Origin of the sequence: Cocleimonas flava, assembly GCF_004339015.1 — a bacterium.
Lineage (GTDB): Bacteria > Pseudomonadota > Gammaproteobacteria > Thiotrichales > Thiotrichaceae > Cocleimonas > Cocleimonas flava.
Map to the genome: position 1 here is coordinate 910,250 of NZ_SMFQ01000004.1, position 24,261 is coordinate 934,510.

A 24,261-nucleotide genomic window follows, 5' to 3' on the forward strand; every position below is an offset into this window, starting at 1 on the left:
TATAAATATAAAAAAAGGCTAATTTAATTAGCCTTTTTTTATGCTCGCAGTATTTTGATATGTGCTTTTCCGATATTTAAATTGAGGATGCGTAAACTTAAATAGAAACAACAATATTAAAAGCAGTGATAATTTCACATCTAAAAATCCTGCCGCTGAATAAGCAGATTGATTCGTTATTTTGACCGAGCCACTATTTGTTTTAACCCAACCATCATGTTTAATTCTGTCCTTAAAACGAATCAGCTCAAGATCCAGGTTTTTAATCATATCGTCAAAAGCCACATCGAAACCTTGTCGTGATTTTTGAGTCATCACACTATCAACACCAATAGCAGTAGATCGTTTAGCTAATTTACTCACCCCTGGCGCACGCATCAATAACTTACGACTACGTACATCAAATACGGCAGTATCGACAAAGGTTTGTATCGTATTTTCATTACCCGGAATAACGTACATGCCAACAATCGTCCAATAGAGTAAAGAAGCATTGTTTTGTTCTGATCGGGTCAGTTGGTCGTATGAAACCAAGGCAATGATATCAACATCGTGAATATTGGCCACTTGCTGGAGGGTGTCGAAACCCTGTCCCTTCTGAGTTCCATGATGTCTAAGATAGGTACTAGGAATGATAGATATATTTTCTATAAAAGGGTGTTTACCAAAGGACTGTTTAACTTTATTTAGAAGTTGATATTTTGTGCTTTCGTCTAACGAGCCATTTCGCCAATGTTGCGACGGCAAAAATGCTATTCCCACTTTGATGGGAAGCTCTAGTAAAGTGGGGCCAGACTTTTCAAGCTTGTTAGAACCTTTTCCTGAATATAAAAAACTCGCTAAACTACTTGAAACGGTATGTTGTCCAGATTTCTGACTTACCAAACCTGAACATCCTGACAGGGCAACAACAGCCAAAAAGAGTAAACAAAATGCATAAAACGCTCTTTGATATCTATGGTGTGGATTTATCAGTTCTGAGACATTACGCTCTTTTGCAGTTGCAGATTTATTTATAGCAATTTGCCAAATTTTGATCATTTCAACATCCTTTCTAAGCATAGAAAATGATTACTAGAGAGTCTGCGCAAGAGCGTCAAACAAGGTCTAAAATCAATATGCGAAAAGAATAATGGTACTGATCAGCTTTTGACTATTGAAACAAGAATAGTGTTAAAAACACATATTCAGAGTATCGATATTTAATACTTTTATTTTTAAGCAGTAAAATTACACTCCGTTACTTTTGGCTTGATATCGAGATTTTTTTCAGAAACATTCAATATCATGATTTTTTTATTTCATCAAATTTTTCAAAAAATCCAGGATTAAAAAATGACAAAGCACCTGCAAAATAACAGGTGCTTTGTGAAACTAGACTATTGAGTAGCCGTCGTTCCGTCTGCATTCTTCTCAACTTCTTCACAGATCGGCAATTTAAGATTTGCCTTATCTTCGTCTGACATCTTATCCACTTCCGCTGTTGTAATGCAATCGATGGTCACAGCATCCCCGTCAACCATTTCAGTCTTGGTTTCTGCAAATCCTGGCAAACTAAAACCTATTGCCAATAAAATTGAAGTTGCTACTGCTGTTTTTTTGATAGTCATTTTTGACTCCTTAAAAAGTTTTTAAATATTATTTAACAAATATGAAACAACAACTTATTAAAATAAGGCACAAGTCGATTCCCTCGCTGCCACCTCATAATGTTGATGTTGTCGCTTCGGAAAATAGGACTTAGTGAATTTCAAATAGTTTCATTTAGTTTTCATAAAAACTAAATTTCAATTTCATTTTTTTTGTAAAAACCACACTTAAGTTGATGGTTTTAATAGCGAATTTTTGTTCAAAAATTAAGCAAAAAAAATGAAAATTAAATTAAATATTTTTCATTTTTCTGACTTAAGAATAATTTAATTAATGAACAAAAATAAATATTCATTAGAAAATTGCCCTGCTCCTGAGTTGATTTATAATGACTAATTAGCACTAAGTCACCCCCCTACTTTGAGCCCGTTTTTTTGAAATTTTCAAGAAAGAAACATCACTAGACGGATTGAACCATTGAAAAAACTTCTTTTTAGCGGTTCAATTTAAGGCTTATTTTTTAATACTTTTAGTTTAAGGAATGTTTGATGAATACCCTGCCACCTATTTACTCGTCTAAATTCCCTCCTACATTAACTACAGAAACGGCCTGGAAAGGTCCTTCCATCAAAAATACACCAGAAAAATGGGTTTATACGTTTAAGCAGGAAGATATTGATGAGATTAACGAGGCCGTTGCAAAGTTTATTGCATCTGATTTAAAGCTAGAAACAATATCTAAAGATAACTTTCAACTACCTTTGCTAGGGAATAAGCTCAACAAAATCAAATCAGAGCTTACCGATGGCTTGGGCTTCAAGCTATTCAGAGGTTTAGATATCTCTACCTATAATAGAGAAGAAGTTGCCACGCTCTTTATGGGAATCGGCTCCCATCTTGGCAATCCTCGCTCACAAAATGCCGCAGGTCATCTATTGGGTCATGTGCGTGATATCGGCGCAGATGAGAACGACCCAAACAGCAGAATTTACCAAACGAATTCGCGCCAAACGTTTCACACAGATAGTGCTGATGTCGTTGGCCTCATCTGTTTAAAGACGGCAAAGTCCGGCGGTGAGTCGCTCTTAGTGAGTGCAGAGTCGATCTATAATGAAATGTTAAAACGTCGACCAGATTTAGTTAAATTACTGTTCTCTCCCGTCGCTACAGATAAAAGAGGTGAAGTCGAACCAGGACAAAAACCTTTTTTCACCATACCTGTGTTTAGCTGGTTCAAGAATAAATTAACGGTTATCTATCAAAGGCAGTATATCGATTCCGGACAACGCTTTGACGGCGTACCAGAGTTACCAGAAAATTATGTCGATGCGCTTAATTTATTTGATGAATTAGCGAATGATGAAAGCCTCAACCTATCCATGAAACTGGAAGTGGGCGATATGCAATTTGTACACAATCACAGCATGCTGCACGACAGACGTGGTTTTATGGATTGGCCAGAGCGAGAAAACAGACGTCACCTATTACGCTTATGGTTAAGTGTGCCTGACGACAGAGAATTGCCACCAATCTTTAAGGAACGCTACGGTAATATAGATGTTGGAAATCGAGGTGGTGTCATTGTAGAAGGTACGAAGCTTAATGCTCCGATTGATTAGAACCAAACAGCTAACAAATTAATTAAGGCTGCATGCCTTATCTTTTATAGACATCAAACACAGTAAAGCGCCAATCACGTACGGCCAAAACCGAGGTATAACCAAGACGTTCACTCAGTGGAAGTGTAACGTCTTCTTTTGCCATTTCATCAAATTCTCTGGCAAGTCGCTCCAGTTTTCTTTGAAAAATTGCATTTGATTCATGCGACAACATACCATTCAAAACGACTAGCTTTTCTTCCGGCTTTGAGAACTTAGAATTAAAAAACTCCGATTCGATACTCTCCCTAAAAAATCGTTGGATGTGACCGTTATTTCGCCATTTAAAGTTTGAAGATATTTTTATCTTAATTTTATTATTCGGCAGTAGTTCGATAATATTCAAGCGATCAAGCTTGGCTAAATGCTGAATACATTGTGCTTCTGTGAAATTATAAGCCTGTAGAATTTCTTCCAGAGTCCAGTTATTGATTACCATAATCGTAATTAGTAACAGTTCTCTATCACTGACTAATTGCTGCTCTTGTTCGTCACTGAGTTCACTGATCTGTCTGGCTGTAGAATCATTCACCTTCTGCATTAATTCGGTGATTTCCATATCCAGCATCTGACAAATTGCATCTAAACGATTCAAACTCACTGTTTGCTGAGCAAACATGCGCTTTACGCTCGCCTCAGACAACCCTAAATGCGCTGCTACATCGGCATAGGTTTTCCCATGCGACTTAAGCGTTTTCTTTAAGGTACTGATTATCAGGGTAGTTTGTGCCATATTCTATAAGCCAATGAATGGCATCCTATGAATGAAAAAACATTTATTTAGATTAATTGAAAACTTCGTTTGCAAGCAGTAACAACTCAACATATTGTGCCTGAAATCACACATAAAATGAATCAGGGCTGATAAGCCGTAATATTAATGAGAGAACACCAAAGTAGATATGAATACCGATCTAAACACCAATGTAAATCCTGACACAAACACTGACATAAACAGCAAAACTGATTTCGATAAAATAATCGATAGAAAAAACACTTACTGTAAAAAATGGGATAAATATAAAGGCAAAGATATTATTCCCTTCTGGATTGCAGACTCAGACTTTGAGACCACTCCTGCGATTGTTGAGGCATTACATCAAAGAGTTGCTCAGGGTGTCTTTGGTTATACCGAACAAGGTACTGCGGGTGTTCGTGAAGCCATTACCTCACATCTTTCTTATCATTATGACTGGTCCATAAAAAGTGAATGGATTGTGCCGCTTTCAAGTCTTGTGAATGGGCTAACCTTCTCTTCGCTTCTCGCAGGAGACGACGATGATGAAATCATGGTGCCCGAAATTATCTATCCTCCCTTTAATTTCGTTATTAATAATACAAAGAGGGAAAGAATCAGAGTCCCGATGCAGTTACAAAACGAACGATGGACTTTAGATTTCGCTGCTCTGGAAGCATCTATCACCCCAAAAACTAAAATGGTTCTATTTTGTAATCCCCATAACCCTGGTGGAACCGTTTATACCGAAGAAGAATTACTGCAACTACAGGCTATCTGTAAAAAGCATGATTTATTGATTTGTTCGGATGAAATCCATTGTGATTTGATTTTAGATAAAAATAAAAAGCATTACCCCTTTGGCAACCTGAATGAAGATGCCGCAAACCGCAGTATTACACTGATGGCAGCGACCAAAACCTATAATCTGGCAGGAATGAATTTTGGTTTTGCTATTATTCCCAATGACGAAATCCGCAAAAAGTTTGAACAGGATGTTTTGGAAAAAGCTCCTGAGGTCAGCATTCTGGGGCAAACTGCGACTGAGGCGGCATTTAAACATGGTGAAAGCTGGAGACTACAGCAAATCGATTATTTAAGAGAGAACCACGATTATCTGCTACGAGAAATCAACGCTATACCAGGCTTGAAGATGTTCCCTTTAGAAGCGACCTATCTTGCATGGATTGATGTCTCCGATCTAGCACTCGACAATGCCGAATCCTTTTTTGAAAACGCAGGCATCGGCATATCAGCAGGCGTCTACTTTGGTGATAAAAACTTTATTAGACTCAACTTTGCCTGTCGTCGATCTTTGCTTGAAGAAGCGATTAAACGCATTACAAAGGCTGTTTCTGAATTATAGAATCTAACTTACTTCGAACTCACATATGAACTAAGTAGCAACTGATACACTACTAAAACACATTAAATCTGTTAAGGAATTACGACATGTTGATATCAAACCTTGAATTTATGACGGGTAGAAAAGTCACCAAACATCTAGGACTTGTTCAAGGTAGCTCTGTTCGTGCCAAGCACGCGGGTCGTGACATCATGTCGGGAATCAAAAATATGTTCGGTGGTGAACTCACTGCCTATACCGAACTGTTACAGGAATCACGTGAAGAAGCCACCGAGCGCATGATTGAGCAAGCCCGTTCGGTGGGCGCTAATGCGGTACTCAACGTGAGATTTTCCACTTCCAGCATCACAGCGGGGGCAGCTGAAATTTATGTTTATGGTACTGCCGTTATTCTTGACGAATCTGAAACATAGACTCTAATTAGAATTAATAAATAAATATTTAGCCACCCCCCTACTTTGGGGCACTTTTTTAAAAAAGCGTTTTACGGTACAAATTATGGATCAAATTCTCATAGTCGCTGTCCTAGTTTCACTGGGCTATTTCTTTGGCCGACGCGCAGAAAAGAAACATTTCATCAGCCTGATCGAAAGAGAAAAAGTGATGAATCAATTGCCAGCGATGGCAAGCCGAATGCCTCCTCAGGATAATCGATACGAACAAAAACTGGTTTCCGGAAATGTCGTCATCGCTAACGATTACTTCAAAACTTTTGTCGCTGGTTTGCGCAATTTATTCGGCGGGAAAATAAGCACTTACGAAACGCTACTGGATAGAGGAAGACGCGAAGCCGTATTGCGCATGAAAGATCAGGCACAACAATTTGGTGCAGAATTAGTCTTTAATGTGAAATACGAGACGTCCAGCATTTCTGGGCAAGACAGCCGTAAAATGCCGATTATCGAAGTACATGCCTATGGCACAGCTTTAAAAAAGCTTTAGTTACATAAAACACAAACTATCCATATTTACGGTTAACTCTCACAGCCATGCAATACGAAAACCCACAAATACCAGAAGACATTAACACCAGTAAAGAGAACCCTTTAAAGGAATTTTCTGTGTTGCTGGTGGGATCAATTGCGCTCGTGATTGTGGTTTCGTTGGTACTCAGTTTAGGCGGTAGTTGGCTAGCGGGGCTAATCCCCTATAACGCGGAAAAGAAAGTAGCGAGTTTGTACGATGTCTCTGCTCATGATGACAATAGTGACCATCAGCAAATCACCAAATACCTACAACAACTTGCGGATAAAATCAGCAAAGCACAAAATCTTCCTGAAGAAATGAAAATTACAATCCACTATATGCATTCAGATACGATGAATGCTTTTGCAACACTGGGTGGAAATGTATTTATGTTTAAAGGCTTGCTGGAAAAACTCCCAAACGAAAATACCTTAGTCACCCTGTTAGGGCATGAAATTGCACACGTAAAATATCGACACCCGATTAAATCCCTGGGTGGAGGTATCGCAGTGTCGATCGCAATGACGACATTAGGTAGAAGCGCAGACAGTCAAATACTGGGGGATACCGGATTACTCTCCACCTTGCACTTTAGTCGTAAGATGGAGCAACAGTCTGATATTGAAGCCATGAATACCCTGAAAGCGCTATACGGTCATCTGAACGGAGGCGCTGAATTGTTTCGAATATTTCATAATGAACGCGCGGCGATGGAATCTAAAGAGCCTGCTGAGTTCTTCAGTACTCACCCACAAGATGAAAAACGTATAGAAAGTTTCAGCGATATGGCACAAAAAAAAGGCTGGTCTGAAACCGGAACATTAACCCCCCTTCCCGATTTTTATCGAAATGCCTTTCATTAAATCTCTGTTTAATTAGAATACCTTACTTTAAACCGCGAATTCGAACACGCATTAAAACACTCGGCTTTAGCTACCCCAGTGCTTGATAACCCCCTATAAACCACCATGATTCAACGATGAAATTTATTAAATATATAACAGCAGTACTGTTCTACTTTGTTTTTGACAGCTTTTTTATGGCTTTTATCGGGCTTCTTGTTGGTGGCTTTATCAGCTTCAAACTCTCAGGCGGACTCATAGGGCAACTCAGTGGTTTTGGTAATGTTGGCGGTATCACCGGAATAAAAACCAATAAACAAGCTGCCTTCTTTAAAACCGTTTTCACCTTAATGGGGAAACTGGCGAAAGCGGACGGTCGTGTTTCTGAAGAAGAAATCGCTCACGTTGAAACCTTCATGAAACAACTCAATATGAGTGCCGAGAATCGCAAACGCGCGATCAATCATTTTCAGGAAGGTGCCAAGTTAGACTTCAATATCGCTCCCCTGATTCAGGAATTCAACCGGGTAAACGCCAACTCTCCAAACATGAAGCAAATGGTCATGGTTTATTTGATACGAGTGGCTATTGCTGATGGAAAACTCGATCAGGCTGAAACTGAATTACTCAGATCTATCGCACAACAATTCGGCTATTCACCACAGGCTTTTGAACAATTAATGGCGATGATTCATGGTCAGGATCAATTCTCGGGCGGTCAATATCAACACAGTGGACAGAGTTCTGGCGCGGGTGGATACACCTCTGTCAATGCCATAAGTGCGGCTTATCAAGCCTTGGGCGTTTCCGAGGACAACACTGATGCTGAAATCAAAAAAGCCTACCGTCGCCTCGTACGCGAATATCACCCCGATAAGTTGATGGGCCAAGGCCTTCCTGAGGAAATGATTAAAGAAGCCACTGAAAGATCTCAAGAAATTCAGACGGCATACGACACGATCAAGAAAAGCCGAGGCATGAAATAAAGACTCGCTATAAAATACTCAGAAAAAAAGCCCTGTAAGTAGGGGGGTGCCTTTCGTTTATAGATTCACTATTTATGGATTCACCCCCAAAAGTTAAACACATATTATCCACAGCTTATGACCAATCAATCCATAAGATTTGGTACTAACTATTAAACGCTATCCAAGATAAACTAACACCATGTCAGCCATCCTCACTCAAGATTCAGCCGTAGAACATTTAAAAGTTCCCCCTCATTCAATCGAAGCAGAGCAATCTGTACTTGGTGGACTGTTACTGGAAAATATGGCGTGGGATAAAATTGCGGACATCATAACCGAACATGATTTTTATCGTCATGATCACCGCCTCATTTTTCGTTCAATCGCCGTTTTAGCCGAAACCGACAAACCTCGTGATGTCATTACCCTATCCGAGTGGTTAAAGGACAGAGACGAACTTGAAAATGCAGGTGGTCTTGCGTATTTGGGTACGCTCGCGAAAGACACACCGAGTGCGGCTAACATTAAAGCCTACGCCGATATCGTGCGAGAAAAATCGGTATTGCGCCAGCTGATCAGTATCGGTTCAGAAATTGCCGAAGAAGCTTTTAATGCTGGCGATAGACCAAGTAAAGAGCTACTTGATGAGGCTGAGAAAAAGGTTTTCGAAATCGCCGAACAAGGCAACCGAAAACAAGATTTCCACACCATCAAAGATTTACTTAAATCGACGCTAGCAAAAATCGATGAGCTAAGTAAATCAACAGACGCCCTTACCGGTGCTTCAACTGGCTATACCGATCTTGATGGTATGACTTCTGGTTTACAGAAAGGTGATTTGATTATCGTCGCTGGTCGTCCGTCCATGGGTAAAACGACCTTCTCGATGAACCTCGCAGAATACATTGCGGTAAATGACAAAAAGCCAGTCGCCATATTCAGTATGGAAATGCCCGCGGAACAATTGATCTTGAGAATGTTTGCCTCAATGGGGCGCGTTCCGTTAAATGATATTCGAAACGGTAAAATTCGCGAAGAAGATTGGCCTCGCATCGGCATGGCAGTAAAAGCCTTTGGTGAGACTAAGTTATTTATTGATGATACTGCTGCTATGTCTCCCACAGAAGTTCGTGCAAAATGTCGTCGACTGCATCGTGAGCATGGGCATATGGGTCTAGTTGTTCTCGACTATATCCAGTTAATGCAAACCGGTGCAAAATCAGATAACCGTGCCGCCGAAATTTCAGAAATTTCACGATCCCTGAAAGCACTCGCGAAAGAACTGGAATGCCCAGTGATCGCCCTATCCCAGCTAAATCGTAGTTTGGAGCAACGCCCTAACAAACGCCCCATCATGTCTGACTTACGTGAATCAGGAGCGATCGAGCAGGATGCGGACGTAATCATGTTTATCTACCGTGATGAAGTGTATGACGAAAACACCCCAGACAAAGGCATGGCCGAAGTAATCATCGGCAAACAACGTCAAGGTGCGATTGGTAAAGTTCGTTTGACCTTTACCGGTAAATACACCCGTTTTGATAATTTTATGCCTGATATTTACGCACCTGAGAACTAACCCTTTCTAATCACATTGTTCTAATATTTTATTGAAGTAGCTTATGAAACGTTCCGCCCGCATTACCGTTCACCCAGAAGCTTTACAGCATAATTTAAAACGTGCCAAAGAATGCGCACCAGACTCTAAAGTTTTCTCTGTCATAAAAGCCAATGCCTATGGCCACAACTCAGTAGCAACAGCAGGCATTCTCTACCCGGATACGGATGCTTTTGCGGTTTCCTGTGTTCCTGAAGCAGTAGTTCTACGCGAAGGTGGCATAGATTTACCTATCAAAATTCTTCAAGGCTACCAAAACAATGATGACCTGAATATCGCGGCAGATTTAAACTTACGATTGATGGTGCACGAAGAACGTCAATTAACACTACTCGATCAATATTCAAAAAAGCATAAATTCGACATTACCTTGAAAGTCGATTCTGGCATGCATCGACTAGGCTTTCAGCCCGAGCGCATCCATGAACTTTTCACTAAGTTAAAAAATCACCCTCAAGTAAATCCTGACAACCTAATGCTAGCGACTCACTTTTCAAGCGCTGATGAACCGGATAAATCTACGACACAGGATCAGATAAGTACTTTTAACAAAGCTTGTGAAGGAATAAATGCACCTAAGAGTCTCAGTAATTCTGCGAGCGTTCTAGTCTGGAAAGACGCACATGCAGACTGGGTTCGTCCTGGCATCATGCTGTACGGCAGCTCTCCTTTTACTGACAAAGACAGAGACTCTTTTGATTTGCAGGCTGCGATGACGTTTGAAGCACCTGTCATCTCTGTACATGACTTGAAAAAAGGTGACTGTATTGGTTACTCTGCCACATGGCAATGCCCTAAAGATATGCAAGTTGCAGTGATTGCCTGCGGTTATGCCGATGGATACCCGAGGCATGCAGCAAGTGGCACTCCTGTTTGGATCAACGGAAAAACGACAGAATTACTCGGTCGTGTGGCTATGGATATGATTGTCGTGAATGCAGACGATCATAAGGAAAACCCAATCAAGGTTGGTGACTGGGCTGAACTCTGGGGAAAAAATCTCAGTGTCGACACTGTCGCAGAAAAGGCCGAAACCATCCCTTATGAAATCCTATGCAATGCAGGAAATTTAAGAGGAGCATAGGAAACACATACGAGAGCCTTAGTAGAATCACAGTAAAAACAAAGTTGAAACAACGCTGAAACATAAAGAAAACCTGATATAGGTCATGGTCCATTACTTCTGTTGGAACTTATAGTGAAGTTAGGAATCCAATATTCTGAAGACTTTAACTAAGAATACTTATAAGGGGTAAACATGAATAATAAATTATCTATAAAACCTGCCACAGCGATGCTGGCTGTTGTATTTTCATCGGTATTGGTTGTCAGTGGTTGCAGCAATACCAGCAAAGAACAACAAGGTGCTATTGCTGGTTCTGTTCTTGGTGGCGTTGTTGGTCATCAGTTTGGTAAAGGCAATGGTAAAACTGCCATGACAGTGATCGGTGCGGTTGTTGGTGGCATGATCGGTGGTAACGTAGGTCGTGGATTAGATCAGGAAGATCAACGCAGAATCAATCAATCATTGGAAACAGCACCCAATAATCAAAAAGTTGCCTGGGACAATCCAAATACCAAAACCAATTACGAATTTACACCCATCAATAAATACGAAGGTAATGTAAATGGGCAACCCACCCAGTGTCGTGATTACGTAATGGATGCCTGGATTGACGGTCGTATGCAGCAAGTACATGGCAGAGCCTGTAAAAATGCAAATGGACAATGGATCAACGCAACCTAAATTGACCTTTAAGTAGAAACCAAAAAGGAGCTTTCATAGCTCCTTTTTTACGTCTGGCATTTACTGAAAGAAAACGAACTAAAGCTTACGTATATAATCAGTACCGCCCAATTGCTTCATTTGTTTTAAGATCCACTTCTGACGTTTAAGCAATGATGGACTAGGGTCATTCACATTAGAAATAGCGGGTTTAGGTAATACTGCAGCAAGCATTGCAGATTCTTCTACCGATAAATTTTGCACTTTTTTATCAAACAATATTCGGCTTGCTTCTTTTACGCCAAATATAGCATCACCAAATTGCGCAATGTTTAAGTACACTTCTAGAATTCGTTTTTTGGGCCATGCAATTTCCAGTGACAAACTCAAACCCGCCTCAATCAATTTTCTCAGATAACTTCGTTGATTCCATAAAAATAGATTCTTTGCCGTTTGCTGAGTTATCGTACTAGCACCACGCGGTTGAGACTTCCCTCTACTGTTTTGCGCCAGCGCTTTTTTCAATTCAATGGTATCTATCCCCCAGTGATTGGGAAATCGCTGATCTTCCGCTGCAACAACTGCCAAGGCAAGATGCGGAGGGATGCTATCCCAATCTACCCACTGGTATTCGGCTGCTTCATAAATCTCAGGAGAATGAGATGCGAGAGAGTTTTGTTTATAGATGAACGATGATGTGGGTAAAGGCACCCAGCGAAATACTAATAGCACAGCAAATAATAATAGTACCGAAAGCAATGTGACTTGCGCAAAGAGTCTCAAGACACGTGAGAAAATACCCCGTTTCTTATGCTTCTTTTCACTTTCAGATTGGTAGCTATGATACTCTTTCAATTTCGAAAATAGTCCTTATATTTCATACTGTAACCAGATTGATAATAACTTCTAAAATAAATTAATGCAGATAAACATTCACTCAGCAATATCGCAGATACCTCGCGAAGCATGGAATACATTGGTTATGGATAATAACCCATTTGTACGACATGAATTTTTATCGGCATTAGAAACTCATGGATGTGCGAGCGAAGAGTTCGGTTGGCACCCTTGCCATATAGCCATCTATGAAGATGAAAAACTACTCGCCGCAATGCCTCTTTATGCAAAGACCAATACCTATGGCGAGTTTGTCTTCGATCATGCATGGGCAGATGCATATCATCGAAACAACATCCCCTATTTCCCCAAATTAGTTTCTTCAATTCCCTATACACCGGCTAGTGGTCAACGCCTGCTATGCCAGGCAGATAGAAAAGACGAGCTTTACCCTATCTTGATAGAGACGATCAAACAATTTTCCGGAGAACAAAACTATAGTAGCTTTCACTGCCTTTTTGCAAATAGTGATGAACAGGACTGGCTGGAAAATTACGGACTTCTTGCCCGTCATGATTGCCAGTTTCATTGGCATAACCAAAACTATTCTCATTTTGATGATTTTCTGGCAAAGCTAACACCCAAGAAACGTAAAAATATTCGACAAGAACGTCGCAGAGTTGAGCAACAAGCGGTTAATTTGCGCGTATTGAACGGCCATACAGCAACAGATGAAGACTGGGAAAATTTCTCAAGATTCTATGAGCAAACGTTTGCTGAAAAGTATGGAACAGCGACACTGAATGAAGGATTTTTCAAAGAATTCGCACAGTCCTTACCCGATCAAGTGATTCTGGTATTAGCCGATGATGTTTCACAACCTACAGAAGATAATCAAACGGACAAAGCTCGATGCATCGCAGGCTCACTGATGTACGCGAGTGATACGATACTTTATGGCAGACATTGGGGCTGTATAGAACAAATAGACAAACTCCACTTTGAAGCCTGCTACTATCAAGGTATCGAATATTGTATTGAACATAAATTAGAAAAATTCGAACCTGGCGCTCAAGGCGAACATAAAATCGCGCGAGGCTTTATTCCAACGTTGACTCGATCTAGCCATTGGCTGAATAATTCACCGTTTCAGGAGTCCATTGAAAACTTTGTGAAACATGAACAAGCTGGCGTTAAAGCTTATATGAACTCACTCAAGTCTCCCTACCAAGAAGAAAAGTAATCGACAACGCTTATGCATATACAGAAGCCATTTTCAGAATCTTGCGTTCAAAACCAGCAAGTCATACTCGACGTTTTAAAGCCGCTATTAAAAGATAAAAAACACTTACTTGAAATAGGAAGTGGCACAGGACAGCACGCAGTTTTCTTAGCCGGACAGATGCCACACCTTATCTGGCAAACCAGCGATCAAAGTATCTACCACGGTGGTATTAAAGCGTGGCTGGATGAAGCAGGCTTAGATAATACTCGAGACCCTTTGTCCATCAATGTCAGTGCAGATGAATGGCCCGAAGAAAACTATGATGTTATTTTCTCAGCCAATGCAGTACATATTATGTCTTGGGAAAATGTGGTTGATTACTTCAATCATGCTTGCCCCTTATTAGAGTCAAATGGCTACTTTATTTTGTATGGACCCTTTAACTACGAAGAGAAATACACCAGCGAAAGCAACGCCAACTTTGATCAATGGTTAAAGAATAATGACCCCAAGAGTTGTATCAAAGACTTCGAAAAGCTTAATAAGCTTGCCGAGGAAAATAATATGTCGATTGTCGATGATATTGCCATGCCAGCGAATAATCGCATTCTTGTATGGCAGAAAAATTAATAATCAAATGATTAATCAATGATAGGTCACCCCCCCACTTTCAGCACAAAATTAGTTAGGGACCTTGCGTGGGTGATTGCCAGCCCACCGATACAATCAGGTCATATTGAAAACACCTATTGGTGGGATCATGATAAATGCCAAAACGAATTTCAGGATTGTCTGCCGACTTTACTCGAATTAGATAAAGACCCGTCACCTTTAGAGCAACATCTATCTCAGGCAAAAAGTAAAAGACTGGGACATAGATTTGAAACTCTAGTTTCCTATTGGCTAAGCATTAGTCCTAATTACGAACTCATTCAACAAAATATCCAGATTATTGAGGATGGCATCACTTATGGTGAGATTGACTTTATTATCAAAGAAATTTCGACAGGCAAGGTTATTCATCTGGAAGTCTGTGTGAAATTTTATTTAGGAACCGAACCCTATAAAAACCCATATCGCTGGTTTGGCACCAATACAAAAGATCAACTGGGAAAAAAATTAGACCATTTATTAACTCACCAATCGCAGTTGAGTAATAACCACGAAGGGTATTTTTCTCATAAAATTGACGTATTAAAAAACCAGCAAATAGACGAACGCCATTGCTTCATAAAGGGAAGATTGTTCTATCCTGAAGGCTCAAAAATTTCCCCTGAAGATACCACTGACAATCATCTTCGAGGTTCATGGATATATTCGAATACTATTCAAAACACAGATAAGAAATATCTAGCGATTAATAAAACACTTTGGCTGTCTGAGCTTAATTACAAAGACATCATAGATTTACAGAAAAACCCAGTTGAGGTTTTTAAAGATAGAGCGCAATGCTATGTTGAAATTGGTCTAGATGATCATGACAACCTTAAAGAACAAAGACGTGTATTTTTACTTCCTGAAGCCTTTACGTTTCCTTCGGACAATAAAAACCCCCTATAAGTAGGGGGTGCCTTTTTCTAATTTCATCTGAGTTTTAGTGCAATTACAGAAACTTACCCAGACTAATTAATAACTTTCTAGGATTTGAGTACTCTCAAAATCTCTTCTAACTCTGTGATTAACTGACGAGAAAGCTGATTCGCTTTAGCACTATCATCGTCGGCTTCTACACCTGATAATTTTTGACGCGCACCATTGATGGTATAACCCTGCTCGTGCAATAGGCTTCGAATCTGACGAATCAAAAGCACGTCATCACGTTGATAATAACGACGGTTACCACGACGCTTCATGGGCTTTAGATTAGGAAATTCTTGCTCCCAGTAGCGTAAGACATGAGCCTTTACACCACAAAGATTACTGACTTCTCCTATAGTGAAATACCGTTTACTTGGTATTGCAGGTAGTTCTTTATTATTGGATGCTTCCAGCATACTTTTCTACTCTTTGCTTTAGTTTTTGACCTGGACGGAAAGTGACAACACGACGAGCACTGACTGGAATAGCTTCCCCAGACTTTGGATTTCTACCCGGACGTTGTGCTTTATCGCGCAGCATGAAATTGCCAAACCCTGATAATTTTATATTTTGACCTTCTTCTAAAGCCGTTCTAATTTCTTCGAAAAACATTTCTACAAGTTCTTTTGCTTCTCGTTTATTTAGCCCTAATTCATCAAACAGATGTTCAACCATGCCTGCTTTCGTCAATGTCATAATTGCTGCTCTCCTTACAATAGATAACAATGGGTGTATTTAGAAATATAATTACAAAGGAAAGGATATTACATGCCTCTTCCTTTCAAATTATTTATCGTAACACTGCCCCTGTATGATTTTTAAGTGCGTCCATGATCTTCTCAACATGGGCACTGATTTCTTGTTCTTCTAGGGTGCGCGAAAAATCCTGAAAAATCAAGCCTAAAGCGAGACTTTTTTGTCCTGAATCTACATTCTCCCCAGAATAAACGTCAAATATAAAGCTATCGACCATCTGTTGAATATTCAAATTATTCAATACCTTAGCAATCGTTGAATACTGAACATCTTTATTCACTAATAACGCAAGGTCTCTTCGCACTGATGGATAAGGTGAAAGCTTGGTGTATTCAGGTAATTCTTTTTGAGAGATATTATCCATATCCAGTTCAAAAACAAATACTTGCTGATCTAAGCTTAATTTCTTTTCGACAGCTGGATGCAAGGCTCCGCAGACACCAACAACCTGATCATTAGAAATTATATTGGCAGATTGACCCGGGTGTAATGCCGTATGATCAGACTTCACAAATTCGAAAGTTTGACCTGTTGCTTCCTCAAGCAATGCTTCAACATCACCTTTTAGATCGAAGAAATCGACGCTTCTAGATTCTGCATTCCACTGCTCAGAATAAACATTACCGGTAATTGCGCCAGCCAGTTTCTTTCTCTGAGTCAACCCTTCAGAAGTCTTTAAAAAGCTTAAACCTGTTTCGAAGAAACGAACACGTGATTGTTGACGTTTTACGTTCTTATCAAGCGCTGGAATTAATCCTGACCACAAGGTACTGCGCATGATCGATAACTCTTCAGAAATCGGATTTGATAATGCTATCTGCTCTTGATCAGGGCTTAATAATGATTCAACCTCTGGAGGTACGAAACTATAAGTAATCGCTTCCTGATAACCTCTGTTAACCAGAATATTACGTAAGGTATTCTCATCGACCAGCGTTTCTTCTTTTCTAGCGATACGAGGTTCCATAGGACGTAAACGCGCGGGAATATTATCGTAACCATAGATGCGAGCAACCTCTTCGACAAAGTCTTCAGGTGTAGCCAGATCGAAGCGGAAAACAGGTGGAGTAATATTCCAACCATTCTCAGCTGAATCAACCTTACAACCTAAACGCGTCAGAATATCTTCAACGCGTGCATCATCTATCTCTATACCTAGATGACGTTTGATACGTCTGCGCTCGAAATGTACAGCATCACGCTGCTGTAGATCATCTCTAGCACTGACATCATTAAATGGCCCTACTTCGCCACCACAAATCTCAGTTATTAGCTGTGTCGCGCGTTCAATCGCCTTAACTTGCAAGTCAGGTGACACGCCTCGCTCAAATCGATGAGATGAATCTGTATGTAATCCGTACTTACGAGATTTTCCCATGATTTTTTCAGGAACAAAGTAGGCACTTTCTAAATAGATGTTTTTTGTATCATCTGTAACAGAGCTTTCTTCTCCACCCATAATTCCAGCTAAGGCGAGTGCTTTTTCTTCATCCGCTATTACCATGGTATCAGCACTTAAAGTAATTTCTTTACCATCTAGCAAGGTTAGCTTTTCACCTTCAACTGCGGTTCTTACATCAATGCCACCGCTAAGTTTATCAAAATCAAAACCATGCATCGGCTGCCCTAACTCAAGCATGACATAGTTTGTGATATCAACCACTGGGCCTAGGCTACGAATATCAGAACGCTGTAACTTTTCAACAATCCAATCAGGAGTCTTAACAGTAACGTCTAAGTTACTAATAATTCTACCCACATAGCGCTGGCATAATGTGTCTGCAGTGATTTTTACTGGGAAATCCTGCTCGTGATCTAATGCTGCGGTGTTAACAGTAACTTCGCTAACAGGCGCTTGCATGATGACACCTAACTCACGAGCGACACCTGCCACACATAATAAATCTGCACGATTTGGGGTCGCATCGAGATCTAGAACAACATCATCTAAATCAAAAATTTCTCTTAAGTTTTTACCCAGTTCGGCATCTGCAGGAATTGCCAGCAAACCTTCTCCAGCCTCACCCATGCCAAGTGTTTCTGAACCACAGAACATGCCTTGTGATAAAACACCGCGCAATTTTCCCTTTTTAATTTTAAGGGGCTTCACACCTGCTTCAGAACTAGGAAGCACTGCTCCAATCATCGCTACCGGAACTTTTTGCTCGAGCTCGACAGTGGCATTCGTCACAATCTGTAATAGCTCATCTTCACCAATATTAACCTGACAGACTCGTAAACGATCTGCATCAGGGTGTTGTTCAATGTTTTTAATTTGACCTACTCTTACATCTGTAAACGCAGAAGCAACTGGATCTATTCCATCCAGTTCGGTTCCCGACATAATGAGTTGGTGAGAAATTTCTTCTGTTGCTGCGTCAAGTTGAACCCATTCACGCAACCAATTTAAACTAACTTTCATATGCTTATATCAACCTCACGCAAACTGCTTTAAGAAACGCACATCGTTGTCAAACAACTTACGCAAATCATCAATACCGTATCGAAGCATGGCTAAACGATCGATACCGAAGCCAAACGCAAAACCCGTATAAACTTCTGGATCAATTCCAACGTGACGGAAAACCTCTGGATTCACCATGCCGCAACCCATCACTTCTATCCAACCGGTGTTTCCACAAACTCGACAGCCATCCCCATTACACAATACACACTGTATATCGGTTTCAGCCGAAGGCTCTGTGAACGGAAAATAATGAGGTCTAAATCGAGTAGGTAAATCTTCTACTTCAAAGAATGCTTTAAAGAATGCTTCTAAAATACCTTTAAGATCTGAAAAGGTAACATCTTTATCTACCATCAAACCTTCAACCTGATGAAACATCGGACTGTGCGTAACATCTGAATCACAACGATAAACGCGACCAGGAGCAATGATACGCAATGGTGGTTCTTGATTTTCCATTGTGCGAATTTGCACCGGAGATGTATGTGTTCTCAATAAGGTGCCATCACCAAAATAGAAAGTATCGTGAGAAGCACGAGACGGATGATGATCAGGAATATTTAACGCGGTAAAATTGTGATAGTCATCTTCAATTTCAGGACCTACTTCAACACCAAAGCCTAACTGCATGAATATTTCTTCAATACGCTTAGCTGTGCGAGTTACCGGATGTAGACTCCCCTCACCCATTTTGCGACCCGGTAAAGAAATATCCAAACTCTCATTTTCTAATCGTTGATTCAACGCATCAGCTTCAAGAGATTCTTTTTTAGCATTGATTAACTCAGATAAAGCCTGCTTGGCTTTATTGATCTCTTGACCCGCATCACGGCGTTGCTCCGCAGGAAGCTGACCTAACTGCTTTAATTGACCAGTAATTAATCCTTTCTTACCAAGATAATGTACACGTACATCATCAAGCTCTGTTAGGTTAGTTGCCGCATCAAGCTGCTGTTGAGCTTGCTGCATGAGTTCTGTCAGTTTATCCACTGAAGTCTCCGTAATCCGTTATTGAGTTTTATTCGAGTAACTTTTACTGATAAATAAAAAAGTTACAAAAATTTTGCACAAAAAAAGCGAGGGAAGGCAGAAACCTTTCCTCGCTTTGATTTACATCTTTTATTCGCCCATCTATGACAAAAAGCAATCTGTTAAAAACATCAAGCCAGAAGCAACAGTGAGGCGGAACAGTAAAACTAAGCTAGGGCAGCTTTTGCCTTCTCAGCCAACTGTCCAAAAGCATCGATATCATGTACAGCTAAATCAGCTAACATTTTACGATCTACTTCGATTTCTGCTTTCTTAAGTCCGTTCATGAACACACTGTAAGACATATCAAACATACGAGCTGCCGCATTGATACGAACAATCCATAGACTACGGAATTGACGTTTCTTTTGACGACGGTCACGGTATGCATACTGACCTGCTTTAGTAACTGCCTGATTCGCTACACGATAAACTCTGCTTCGTGCACCGTAATAACCTTTAGCTTTTTTTAATACTTTTTTGTGTTTTGCGCGTGCCGTAACACCACGTTTTACTCTAGCCATTTTCTATATCCTCAATAATCAATCAAACGTACGGAAGCATTCTGCGAACCATTGGTGTATCGACTTTTTCGACGACATCACCAGCTCGTAAATGACGCTTACGCTTGCTGCTTTTCTTAGTAAGGATGTGGCGCAGGTGAGACTGCTTACACTTGAACGTGCCATTAGCACGCTTGCGGAAACGCTTTGCAGCGCCGCTGTTAGTTTTCATCTTAGGCATCTTAACTCTCCATATTGGTCATAGTTTTATCTAAATTTTAACAATCTAAACATTGAAAACTATGATGAGTAAAACATTCCTATAAGAGTGCCTCTCCTTAAGGAATGATATAAATTCTTGATTTACTTATACCAGATCTACTTGCATTAAACGTTGAAGAAACAACAACGTTTATGATTAAGCTTGACCTTTTTCTTTCTTAATTGGACCAATCACCATAATCATTTGGCGACCTTCCATTTTCGGGAACTGCTCAACTGATCCGTACTCTTCTAAATCTTTTTCTACGCGCTTAAGCATTTCCATGCCTAACTCACGGTGAGCCATTTCACGACCTCTAAAGCGGATAGTTACTTTCGTCTTATCCCCTTCTTGAAGAAACTCTGTTAATTTCTTCAGTTTGATATTGTAATCACCAATATCAGTTCCAGGGCGCATTTTAATTTCTTTAACCTGTGTCTTCTTCTGCTTCTTCTTATTAGCGCCTTTTTGTTTACTCTGCGAGAATTTAAACTTACCGTAGTCCATAATGCGACATACTGGTGGTTCGGCTGTTGGTACTATTTCAACCAAATCTAATGAATCTACTGCTGCTTTTTCCATTGCTTCAGTAGTTTTAACGACACCTACGTTTTCGCCATCCTTATCAATAAGCCTAACTTGTGGCACGTTAATCTCTTCATTGACTCGATTCTTCTTTGGTTTAGCGATACTCTTTATCCTCTATAACTTATAAATTTACCTGAACAATACTATTATTCAGGTAATCCGCAACTAGCATTTTCTTTTGTAATTCGTTCTATTAACTCATCAAGCGGTAAACTACCAAGATCTTCGCCTGATAATGTACGCACTGCAACTGAGTTAGTTTCTACTTCACGATCACCAACAACTAAAAGGTAGGGGGTACGTTGAAGCGTGTGCTCGCGAATTTTAAAGCCTATCTTCTCATTTCTCAAGTCTGAAACAGCTCTAATACCGCTTTTTTTCAAGGTATTTTCTACTTTTTTCACAAAATCAGACTGTTTATCCGTAATATTCATTATCACAGCTTGAACAGGTGATAACCAAAGCGGGAATTTACCTTCATGATGTTCGATCAAAATTCCAATAAAACGTTCAAAAGAACCTAAAATTGCACGATGCAACATTACAGGAGTTTTACGGGAACCATCTTCAGCAACATATTCTGCATCAAGTCGATTAGGCATTGAGAAATCGACTTGAATTGTTCCTAGTTGCCACACACGACCAATACTGTCTTTTAAAGAAAACTCGATTTTTGGACCGTAGAAAGCACCCTCACCCGGCAACTCTTCCCATTCCAGATTTTGAGCATCTAATGCATCTGCTAGTGCTTTTTCTGCTTTATCCCAGTCTTCTTCACTACCCACTCTATTTTCTGGGCGAGTTGATAAACGATAGATAACATCTTCAAAACCAAAGTCACGATACACATCGTGTAAAAAATCGATAAAATCGGCAACTTCAGGCTGTATCTGTTCTTCTGTACAGAAGATATGACCATCATCTTGCACGAACCCACGCACACGCATTAAACCATGCAATGCACCTGACATCTCGTTACGGTGACACGCACCGAACTCAGCAATTCTTAATGGAAGGTCACGATAACTTTTTAGGCCCTGGTTGAATATTTGCACATGACAAGGGCAATTCATTGGCTTTAGCGCAAACTGACGACCATCAGACTCTAGTGAGAACATGTCTTCACTGTATTTTGCCGCATGACCAGAGCGCTCCCACAAAGAAAAATCCACCAACTCTGGTGTATTCACTTCTTTGTAATCACGCATGCGTTGTTGGTCACGCATATATTGAGAAATCACCTGATAAATTGTCCAGCCTTTGTCGTGCCAGAAGATCTGCCCTGGCGCTTCGTCCTGAATATGGAATAAATCAAGTTTACGCCCTATTTTCCTGTGATCACGCTTCTCTGCTTCTTCTACACGGTGCAAATAAGCTTTAAGCGCTTTTTTGTTTTCCCATGCTGTGCCATAAATGCGTTGTAACATCTCATTATTAGAGTCACCACGCCAGTATGCACCAGCAAGTTTTGTTAATTTTACCGCCGGTATTTTACCTGTGCTTGGCACATGAGGACCGCGACAAAGGTCGATAAAATCGCCTTGTTTATACAAAGATAAATCTTCATCACTTGGAATGCTTTCAATAATTTCAGCTTTATAGGTTTCACCCATATCGCGGAAAAACTGAACGGCTTCATCACGAGACATCACACTGCGTTCAACAGGAATATCCTGTTTGATCAAATCCTGCATGCGTTTTTCGATAGCATCTACATCTTCTGGCGTAAACGCACGCTCATAAGAAAAATCGTAGAAGAAACCATCTTCGATTACAGGACCAATAGTCACTTGAGCTTCTGGGAATAACTGTTTAACAGCTTGGGCCATCAAATGCGCTGAAGAGTGACGTATTACATCGACACCTTCTGGGCTATTGGTTGTGATAATACTTAGCGACACATCTTCATCGATGATATGACTTGCATCATATTGTTTTCCATCAATGGCGCCTGCAAGTGTTGCTTTCGCTAAACCCGGACCGATATCTGCTGCTACGTCTAAAATGGATACTGCGTTGTCGAATGAACGCTGACTGCCGTCTGGCAAAGTGATTGTTGGCATTTTATTCCCCAGTGGTGACCCTTACGAGAGGCCACGTGTTTATCATTAATTAACAAAAAGTGTAAAAATATTGTTTGGTAGGCACGCTCGGACTCGAACCGAGGACCCTCGCCATGTCATGACGATGCTCTAACCAACTGAGCTACGCGCCTTTATTTTATAATGTGTACTTGAATGAATGGTTATGTTTGAACACAATTCAAGTCCACACTAAAAAGTAAGGGGAAGGATTTTATCGTTATTGAAAATGATTCACAAGCTTTCTAAAGCAAACGGTAGCATTTAAATAGCTATTATAAATGAATCAAGAAAAAGTGTCCGTAAGTAGGGGGGTGTGTTTTTCCATTTACCACGCTATCTGCTACAGTTGCGAAAATTATTTGCGCCCTTGGGAAATAGAATGGATAACCTAGAACAATACCTTGCTCCTTTATTGGCTTATTTTGATGGTGAACCCTGGCCGCAAGGTATTGCGATTATGGGAGTGACCTTTCTTTTCGCTTCTCTACTCTCTTGGTTTATTTTTCGTACCTTAAAATTCCTAACCAGCAAAACAAAATCATTTCTTGATGATCGTTTATTAGCAATTGCCAGACCACCTATTTACTACTCACTTTTAATGACAGGCTTTTCTGCTGGAGTTAATCGTATGCCTCTCTCAGATAAATTGACCGATTACCTGATCTTTGGTTTTAAAACCCTAGGCGTTATTATCTGGATGATAGCGTTAGTTAGAGTATCTAAAATTATTCTTCAACAACTGGCATGGGGTGGCAATAGGAACAACATTAGACTCATTCAACCGCAAACGCTTCCCCTGTTTGATAACGTATCAAAGCTTTTAATTGTCGCCGTAGCCGTTTACATCATTTTCCAAATATGGGGAATTGATATGACAGCCTGGTTAGCTTCTGCCGGTATCGTAGGCATAGCTGTGGGCTTTGCCGCTAAAGATACCCTTGCCAATCTATTTTCTGGTGTTTTTATACTCGCAGATACACCTTATAAAATAGGTGACTACATTGTCTTGGATGGCAATCAGCGAGGCAAAGTTACACATATCGGTTTACGTAGTACGCGTTTAATCACACGAGATGATGTTGAAGTGACAGTTCCAAACTCCATCATGGGAAATAGCAAAGTCACCAATCAGAGTGGTGGCCCTCACCCCAAATTTAGAATAAGGGTTCAAGTCGGGGTTGCCTATGGAACTGATATCGACCAAGTCAATGATATCTTAATGAAGGTTGCGGAAGATGAGCCACTCGTCCCTAAATCACCAGAACCAAGAGTACGTTTTCGTGCTTTTGGGGCATCTAGTCTAGATTTTGAACTGCTTTGCTGGATAGAAAATCCAGAATTAAGGGGCCGAACATTACACAAGTTGAATAGTGCTGTTTATAAGAGATTCAACGAAGAAAACATTGAAATCCCCTATTCAAAACAGGATTTATATATTAAAGAACTACCTAAAACATAAGCC

25 protein-coding genes and 1 tRNA gene are annotated in these 24,261 nt (G+C 40.3%); 13 read left to right on the forward strand and 13 right to left on the reverse strand.

The window, feature by feature from the left end; genetic code table 11:
* Positions 1 to 27: 27 nt before the first annotated feature.
* Both rhlP and EV695_RS15850 read right to left on the reverse strand, forming a co-directional pair.
* Positions 28 to 1,041, reverse strand: coding sequence for a rhombotarget lipoprotein (rhlP, locus tag EV695_RS15845; protein ID WP_131906941.1), 1,014 nt, complete (start codon positions 1,039 to 1,041; stop codon positions 28 to 30).
* A 338-nt stretch (positions 1,042 to 1,379) separates the two neighbouring features.
* Entirely contained in the window at positions 1,380 to 1,610 is a 231-nt protein-coding gene (locus EV695_RS15850; protein ID WP_131906942.1) for a hypothetical protein, read from the reverse strand.
* A gap of 528 nt (positions 1,611 to 2,138) precedes the next feature.
* On the opposite strand from EV695_RS15850, the gene EV695_RS15855 reads away from it, so the two are divergent.
* Positions 2,139 to 3,209 (forward strand): TauD/TfdA family dioxygenase, encoded by a 1,071-nt coding sequence (locus EV695_RS15855; protein WP_131906943.1) that lies wholly within the window; start codon positions 2,139 to 2,141, stop codon positions 3,207 to 3,209.
* A gap of 37 nt (positions 3,210 to 3,246) precedes the next feature.
* Here the strand turns inward: EV695_RS15855 and EV695_RS15860 are convergent, their stop codons facing one another.
* A complete protein-coding gene (locus tag EV695_RS15860; RefSeq protein ID WP_131906944.1) occupies positions 3,247 to 3,981 on the reverse strand; it encodes a helix-turn-helix domain-containing protein in 735 nt (244 codons plus the stop codon).
* A gap of 169 nt (positions 3,982 to 4,150) precedes the next feature.
* On the opposite strand from EV695_RS15860, the gene EV695_RS15865 reads away from it, so the two are divergent.
* The 8 genes from EV695_RS15865 (at position 4,151) to EV695_RS15900 (ending at position 11,491) form a co-directional block, all read left to right on the forward strand.
* Positions 4,151 to 5,350, forward strand: coding sequence for a MalY/PatB family protein (locus tag EV695_RS15865; protein ID WP_131906945.1), 1,200 nt, complete (start codon positions 4,151 to 4,153; stop codon positions 5,348 to 5,350).
* An 86-nt stretch (positions 5,351 to 5,436) separates the two neighbouring features.
* Complete coding sequence (locus EV695_RS15870) at positions 5,437 to 5,763, forward strand: YbjQ family protein (RefSeq protein WP_131906946.1); 327 nt, start codon at positions 5,437 to 5,439, stop codon at positions 5,761 to 5,763.
* A gap of 85 nt (positions 5,764 to 5,848) precedes the next feature.
* On the forward strand, positions 5,849 to 6,292 hold the full coding sequence (locus tag EV695_RS15875; RefSeq protein WP_131906947.1) for a YbjQ family protein: 444 nt from the start codon (positions 5,849 to 5,851) through the stop codon (positions 6,290 to 6,292).
* A gap of 47 nt (positions 6,293 to 6,339) precedes the next feature.
* Positions 6,340 to 7,179, forward strand: a complete 840-nt coding sequence (locus EV695_RS15880; RefSeq protein WP_131906948.1) for a M48 family metallopeptidase — start codon at positions 6,340 to 6,342, stop codon at positions 7,177 to 7,179.
* A gap of 116 nt (positions 7,180 to 7,295) precedes the next feature.
* On the forward strand, positions 7,296 to 8,144 hold the full coding sequence (gene djlA / locus EV695_RS15885) for a co-chaperone DjlA (protein WP_131906949.1): 849 nt from the start codon (positions 7,296 to 7,298) through the stop codon (positions 8,142 to 8,144).
* A 181-nt stretch (positions 8,145 to 8,325) separates the two neighbouring features.
* On the forward strand, positions 8,326 to 9,705 hold the full coding sequence (gene dnaB / locus EV695_RS15890) for a replicative DNA helicase (RefSeq protein ID WP_131906950.1): 1,380 nt from the start codon (positions 8,326 to 8,328) through the stop codon (positions 9,703 to 9,705).
* A 43-nt stretch (positions 9,706 to 9,748) separates the two neighbouring features.
* Positions 9,749 to 10,828, forward strand: a complete 1,080-nt coding sequence (gene alr, locus EV695_RS15895) for an alanine racemase (RefSeq protein ID WP_131906951.1) — start codon at positions 9,749 to 9,751, stop codon at positions 10,826 to 10,828.
* Positions 10,829 to 11,002: 174 nt separating this feature from the next.
* Positions 11,003 to 11,491 (forward strand): glycine zipper 2TM domain-containing protein, encoded by a 489-nt coding sequence (locus EV695_RS15900; protein ID WP_131906952.1) that lies wholly within the window; start codon positions 11,003 to 11,005, stop codon positions 11,489 to 11,491.
* A gap of 78 nt (positions 11,492 to 11,569) precedes the next feature.
* Here the strand turns inward: EV695_RS15900 and mtgA are convergent, their stop codons facing one another.
* The gene (mtgA, locus tag EV695_RS15905; protein ID WP_131906953.1) at positions 11,570 to 12,325 is read right to left on the reverse strand and encodes a monofunctional biosynthetic peptidoglycan transglycosylase; all 756 of its coding nucleotides are present in this window, start codon (positions 12,323 to 12,325) and stop codon (positions 11,570 to 11,572) included.
* A gap of 64 nt (positions 12,326 to 12,389) precedes the next feature.
* Here mtgA and EV695_RS15910 point away from each other — a divergent pair, with 64 nt between their 5' ends.
* The 3 genes from EV695_RS15910 to EV695_RS15920 are packed head-to-tail and all read left to right on the forward strand — an operon-like array spanning position 12,390 to position 15,092.
* Complete coding sequence (locus EV695_RS15910) at positions 12,390 to 13,550, forward strand: GNAT family N-acetyltransferase (protein WP_131906954.1); 1,161 nt, start codon at positions 12,390 to 12,392, stop codon at positions 13,548 to 13,550.
* Positions 13,551 to 13,562: 12 nt separating this feature from the next.
* Positions 13,563 to 14,162, forward strand: a complete 600-nt coding sequence (locus EV695_RS15915) for a DUF938 domain-containing protein (protein WP_131906955.1) — start codon at positions 13,563 to 13,565, stop codon at positions 14,160 to 14,162.
* A gap of 18 nt (positions 14,163 to 14,180) precedes the next feature.
* Positions 14,181 to 15,092, forward strand: a complete 912-nt coding sequence (locus EV695_RS15920; protein WP_131906956.1) for a DUF1853 family protein — start codon at positions 14,181 to 14,183, stop codon at positions 15,090 to 15,092.
* Between the two features lie 77 nt (positions 15,093 to 15,169).
* On the opposite strand, the gene EV695_RS15925 is transcribed toward EV695_RS15920, so the two are convergent.
* The 9 genes from EV695_RS15925 to EV695_RS15965 form a co-directional block, all read right to left on the reverse strand.
* On the reverse strand, positions 15,170 to 15,526 hold the full coding sequence (locus EV695_RS15925; protein ID WP_131906957.1) for a MerR family transcriptional regulator: 357 nt from the start codon (positions 15,524 to 15,526) through the stop codon (positions 15,170 to 15,172).
* Positions 15,507 to 15,806: an integration host factor subunit alpha gene (locus EV695_RS15930; protein ID WP_131906958.1), complete on the reverse strand. Its 300-nt coding sequence runs from the start codon at positions 15,804 to 15,806 to the stop codon at positions 15,507 to 15,509. The genes EV695_RS15925 and EV695_RS15930 overlap by 20 nt, the downstream gene beginning before the upstream one ends.
* 94 nt (positions 15,807 to 15,900) lie before the next feature.
* Positions 15,901 to 18,288 (reverse strand): phenylalanine--tRNA ligase subunit beta, encoded by a 2,388-nt coding sequence (pheT, locus tag EV695_RS15935; protein ID WP_131906959.1) that lies wholly within the window; start codon positions 18,286 to 18,288, stop codon positions 15,901 to 15,903.
* A 15-nt stretch (positions 18,289 to 18,303) separates the two neighbouring features.
* Positions 18,304 to 19,323 carry a phenylalanine--tRNA ligase subunit alpha gene (gene pheS, locus EV695_RS15940; RefSeq protein ID WP_131906960.1) on the reverse strand — a complete coding sequence of 340 codons (1,020 nt, stop codon included), beginning with the start codon at positions 19,321 to 19,323 and terminating at the stop codon, positions 18,304 to 18,306.
* Positions 19,324 to 19,529: 206 nt separating this feature from the next.
* A complete protein-coding gene (rplT, locus tag EV695_RS15945) occupies positions 19,530 to 19,886 on the reverse strand; it encodes a 50S ribosomal protein L20 (protein ID WP_131906961.1) in 357 nt (118 codons plus the stop codon).
* Positions 19,887 to 19,908: 22 nt separating this feature from the next.
* Positions 19,909 to 20,106, reverse strand: a complete 198-nt coding sequence (rpmI, locus tag EV695_RS15950; RefSeq protein WP_131906962.1) for a 50S ribosomal protein L35 — start codon at positions 20,104 to 20,106, stop codon at positions 19,909 to 19,911.
* A 177-nt stretch (positions 20,107 to 20,283) separates the two neighbouring features.
* On the reverse strand, positions 20,284 to 20,817 hold the full coding sequence (gene infC / locus EV695_RS15955) for a translation initiation factor IF-3 (protein ID WP_131906963.1): 534 nt from the start codon (positions 20,815 to 20,817) through the stop codon (positions 20,284 to 20,286).
* 44 nt (positions 20,818 to 20,861) lie between these two features.
* Entirely contained in the window at positions 20,862 to 22,778 is a 1,917-nt protein-coding gene (gene thrS / locus EV695_RS15960) for a threonine--tRNA ligase (protein WP_131906964.1), read from the reverse strand.
* A 75-nt stretch (positions 22,779 to 22,853) separates the two neighbouring features.
* Positions 22,854 to 22,930: transfer RNA gene (locus EV695_RS15965), tRNA-Val, on the reverse strand.
* A gap of 248 nt (positions 22,931 to 23,178) precedes the next feature.
* Here EV695_RS15965 and EV695_RS15970 point away from each other — a divergent pair.
* Positions 23,179 to 24,258, forward strand: coding sequence for a mechanosensitive ion channel family protein (locus tag EV695_RS15970; RefSeq protein WP_131906965.1), 1,080 nt, complete (start codon positions 23,179 to 23,181; stop codon positions 24,256 to 24,258).
* The last annotated feature ends 3 nt before the right edge of the window (positions 24,259 to 24,261 follow it).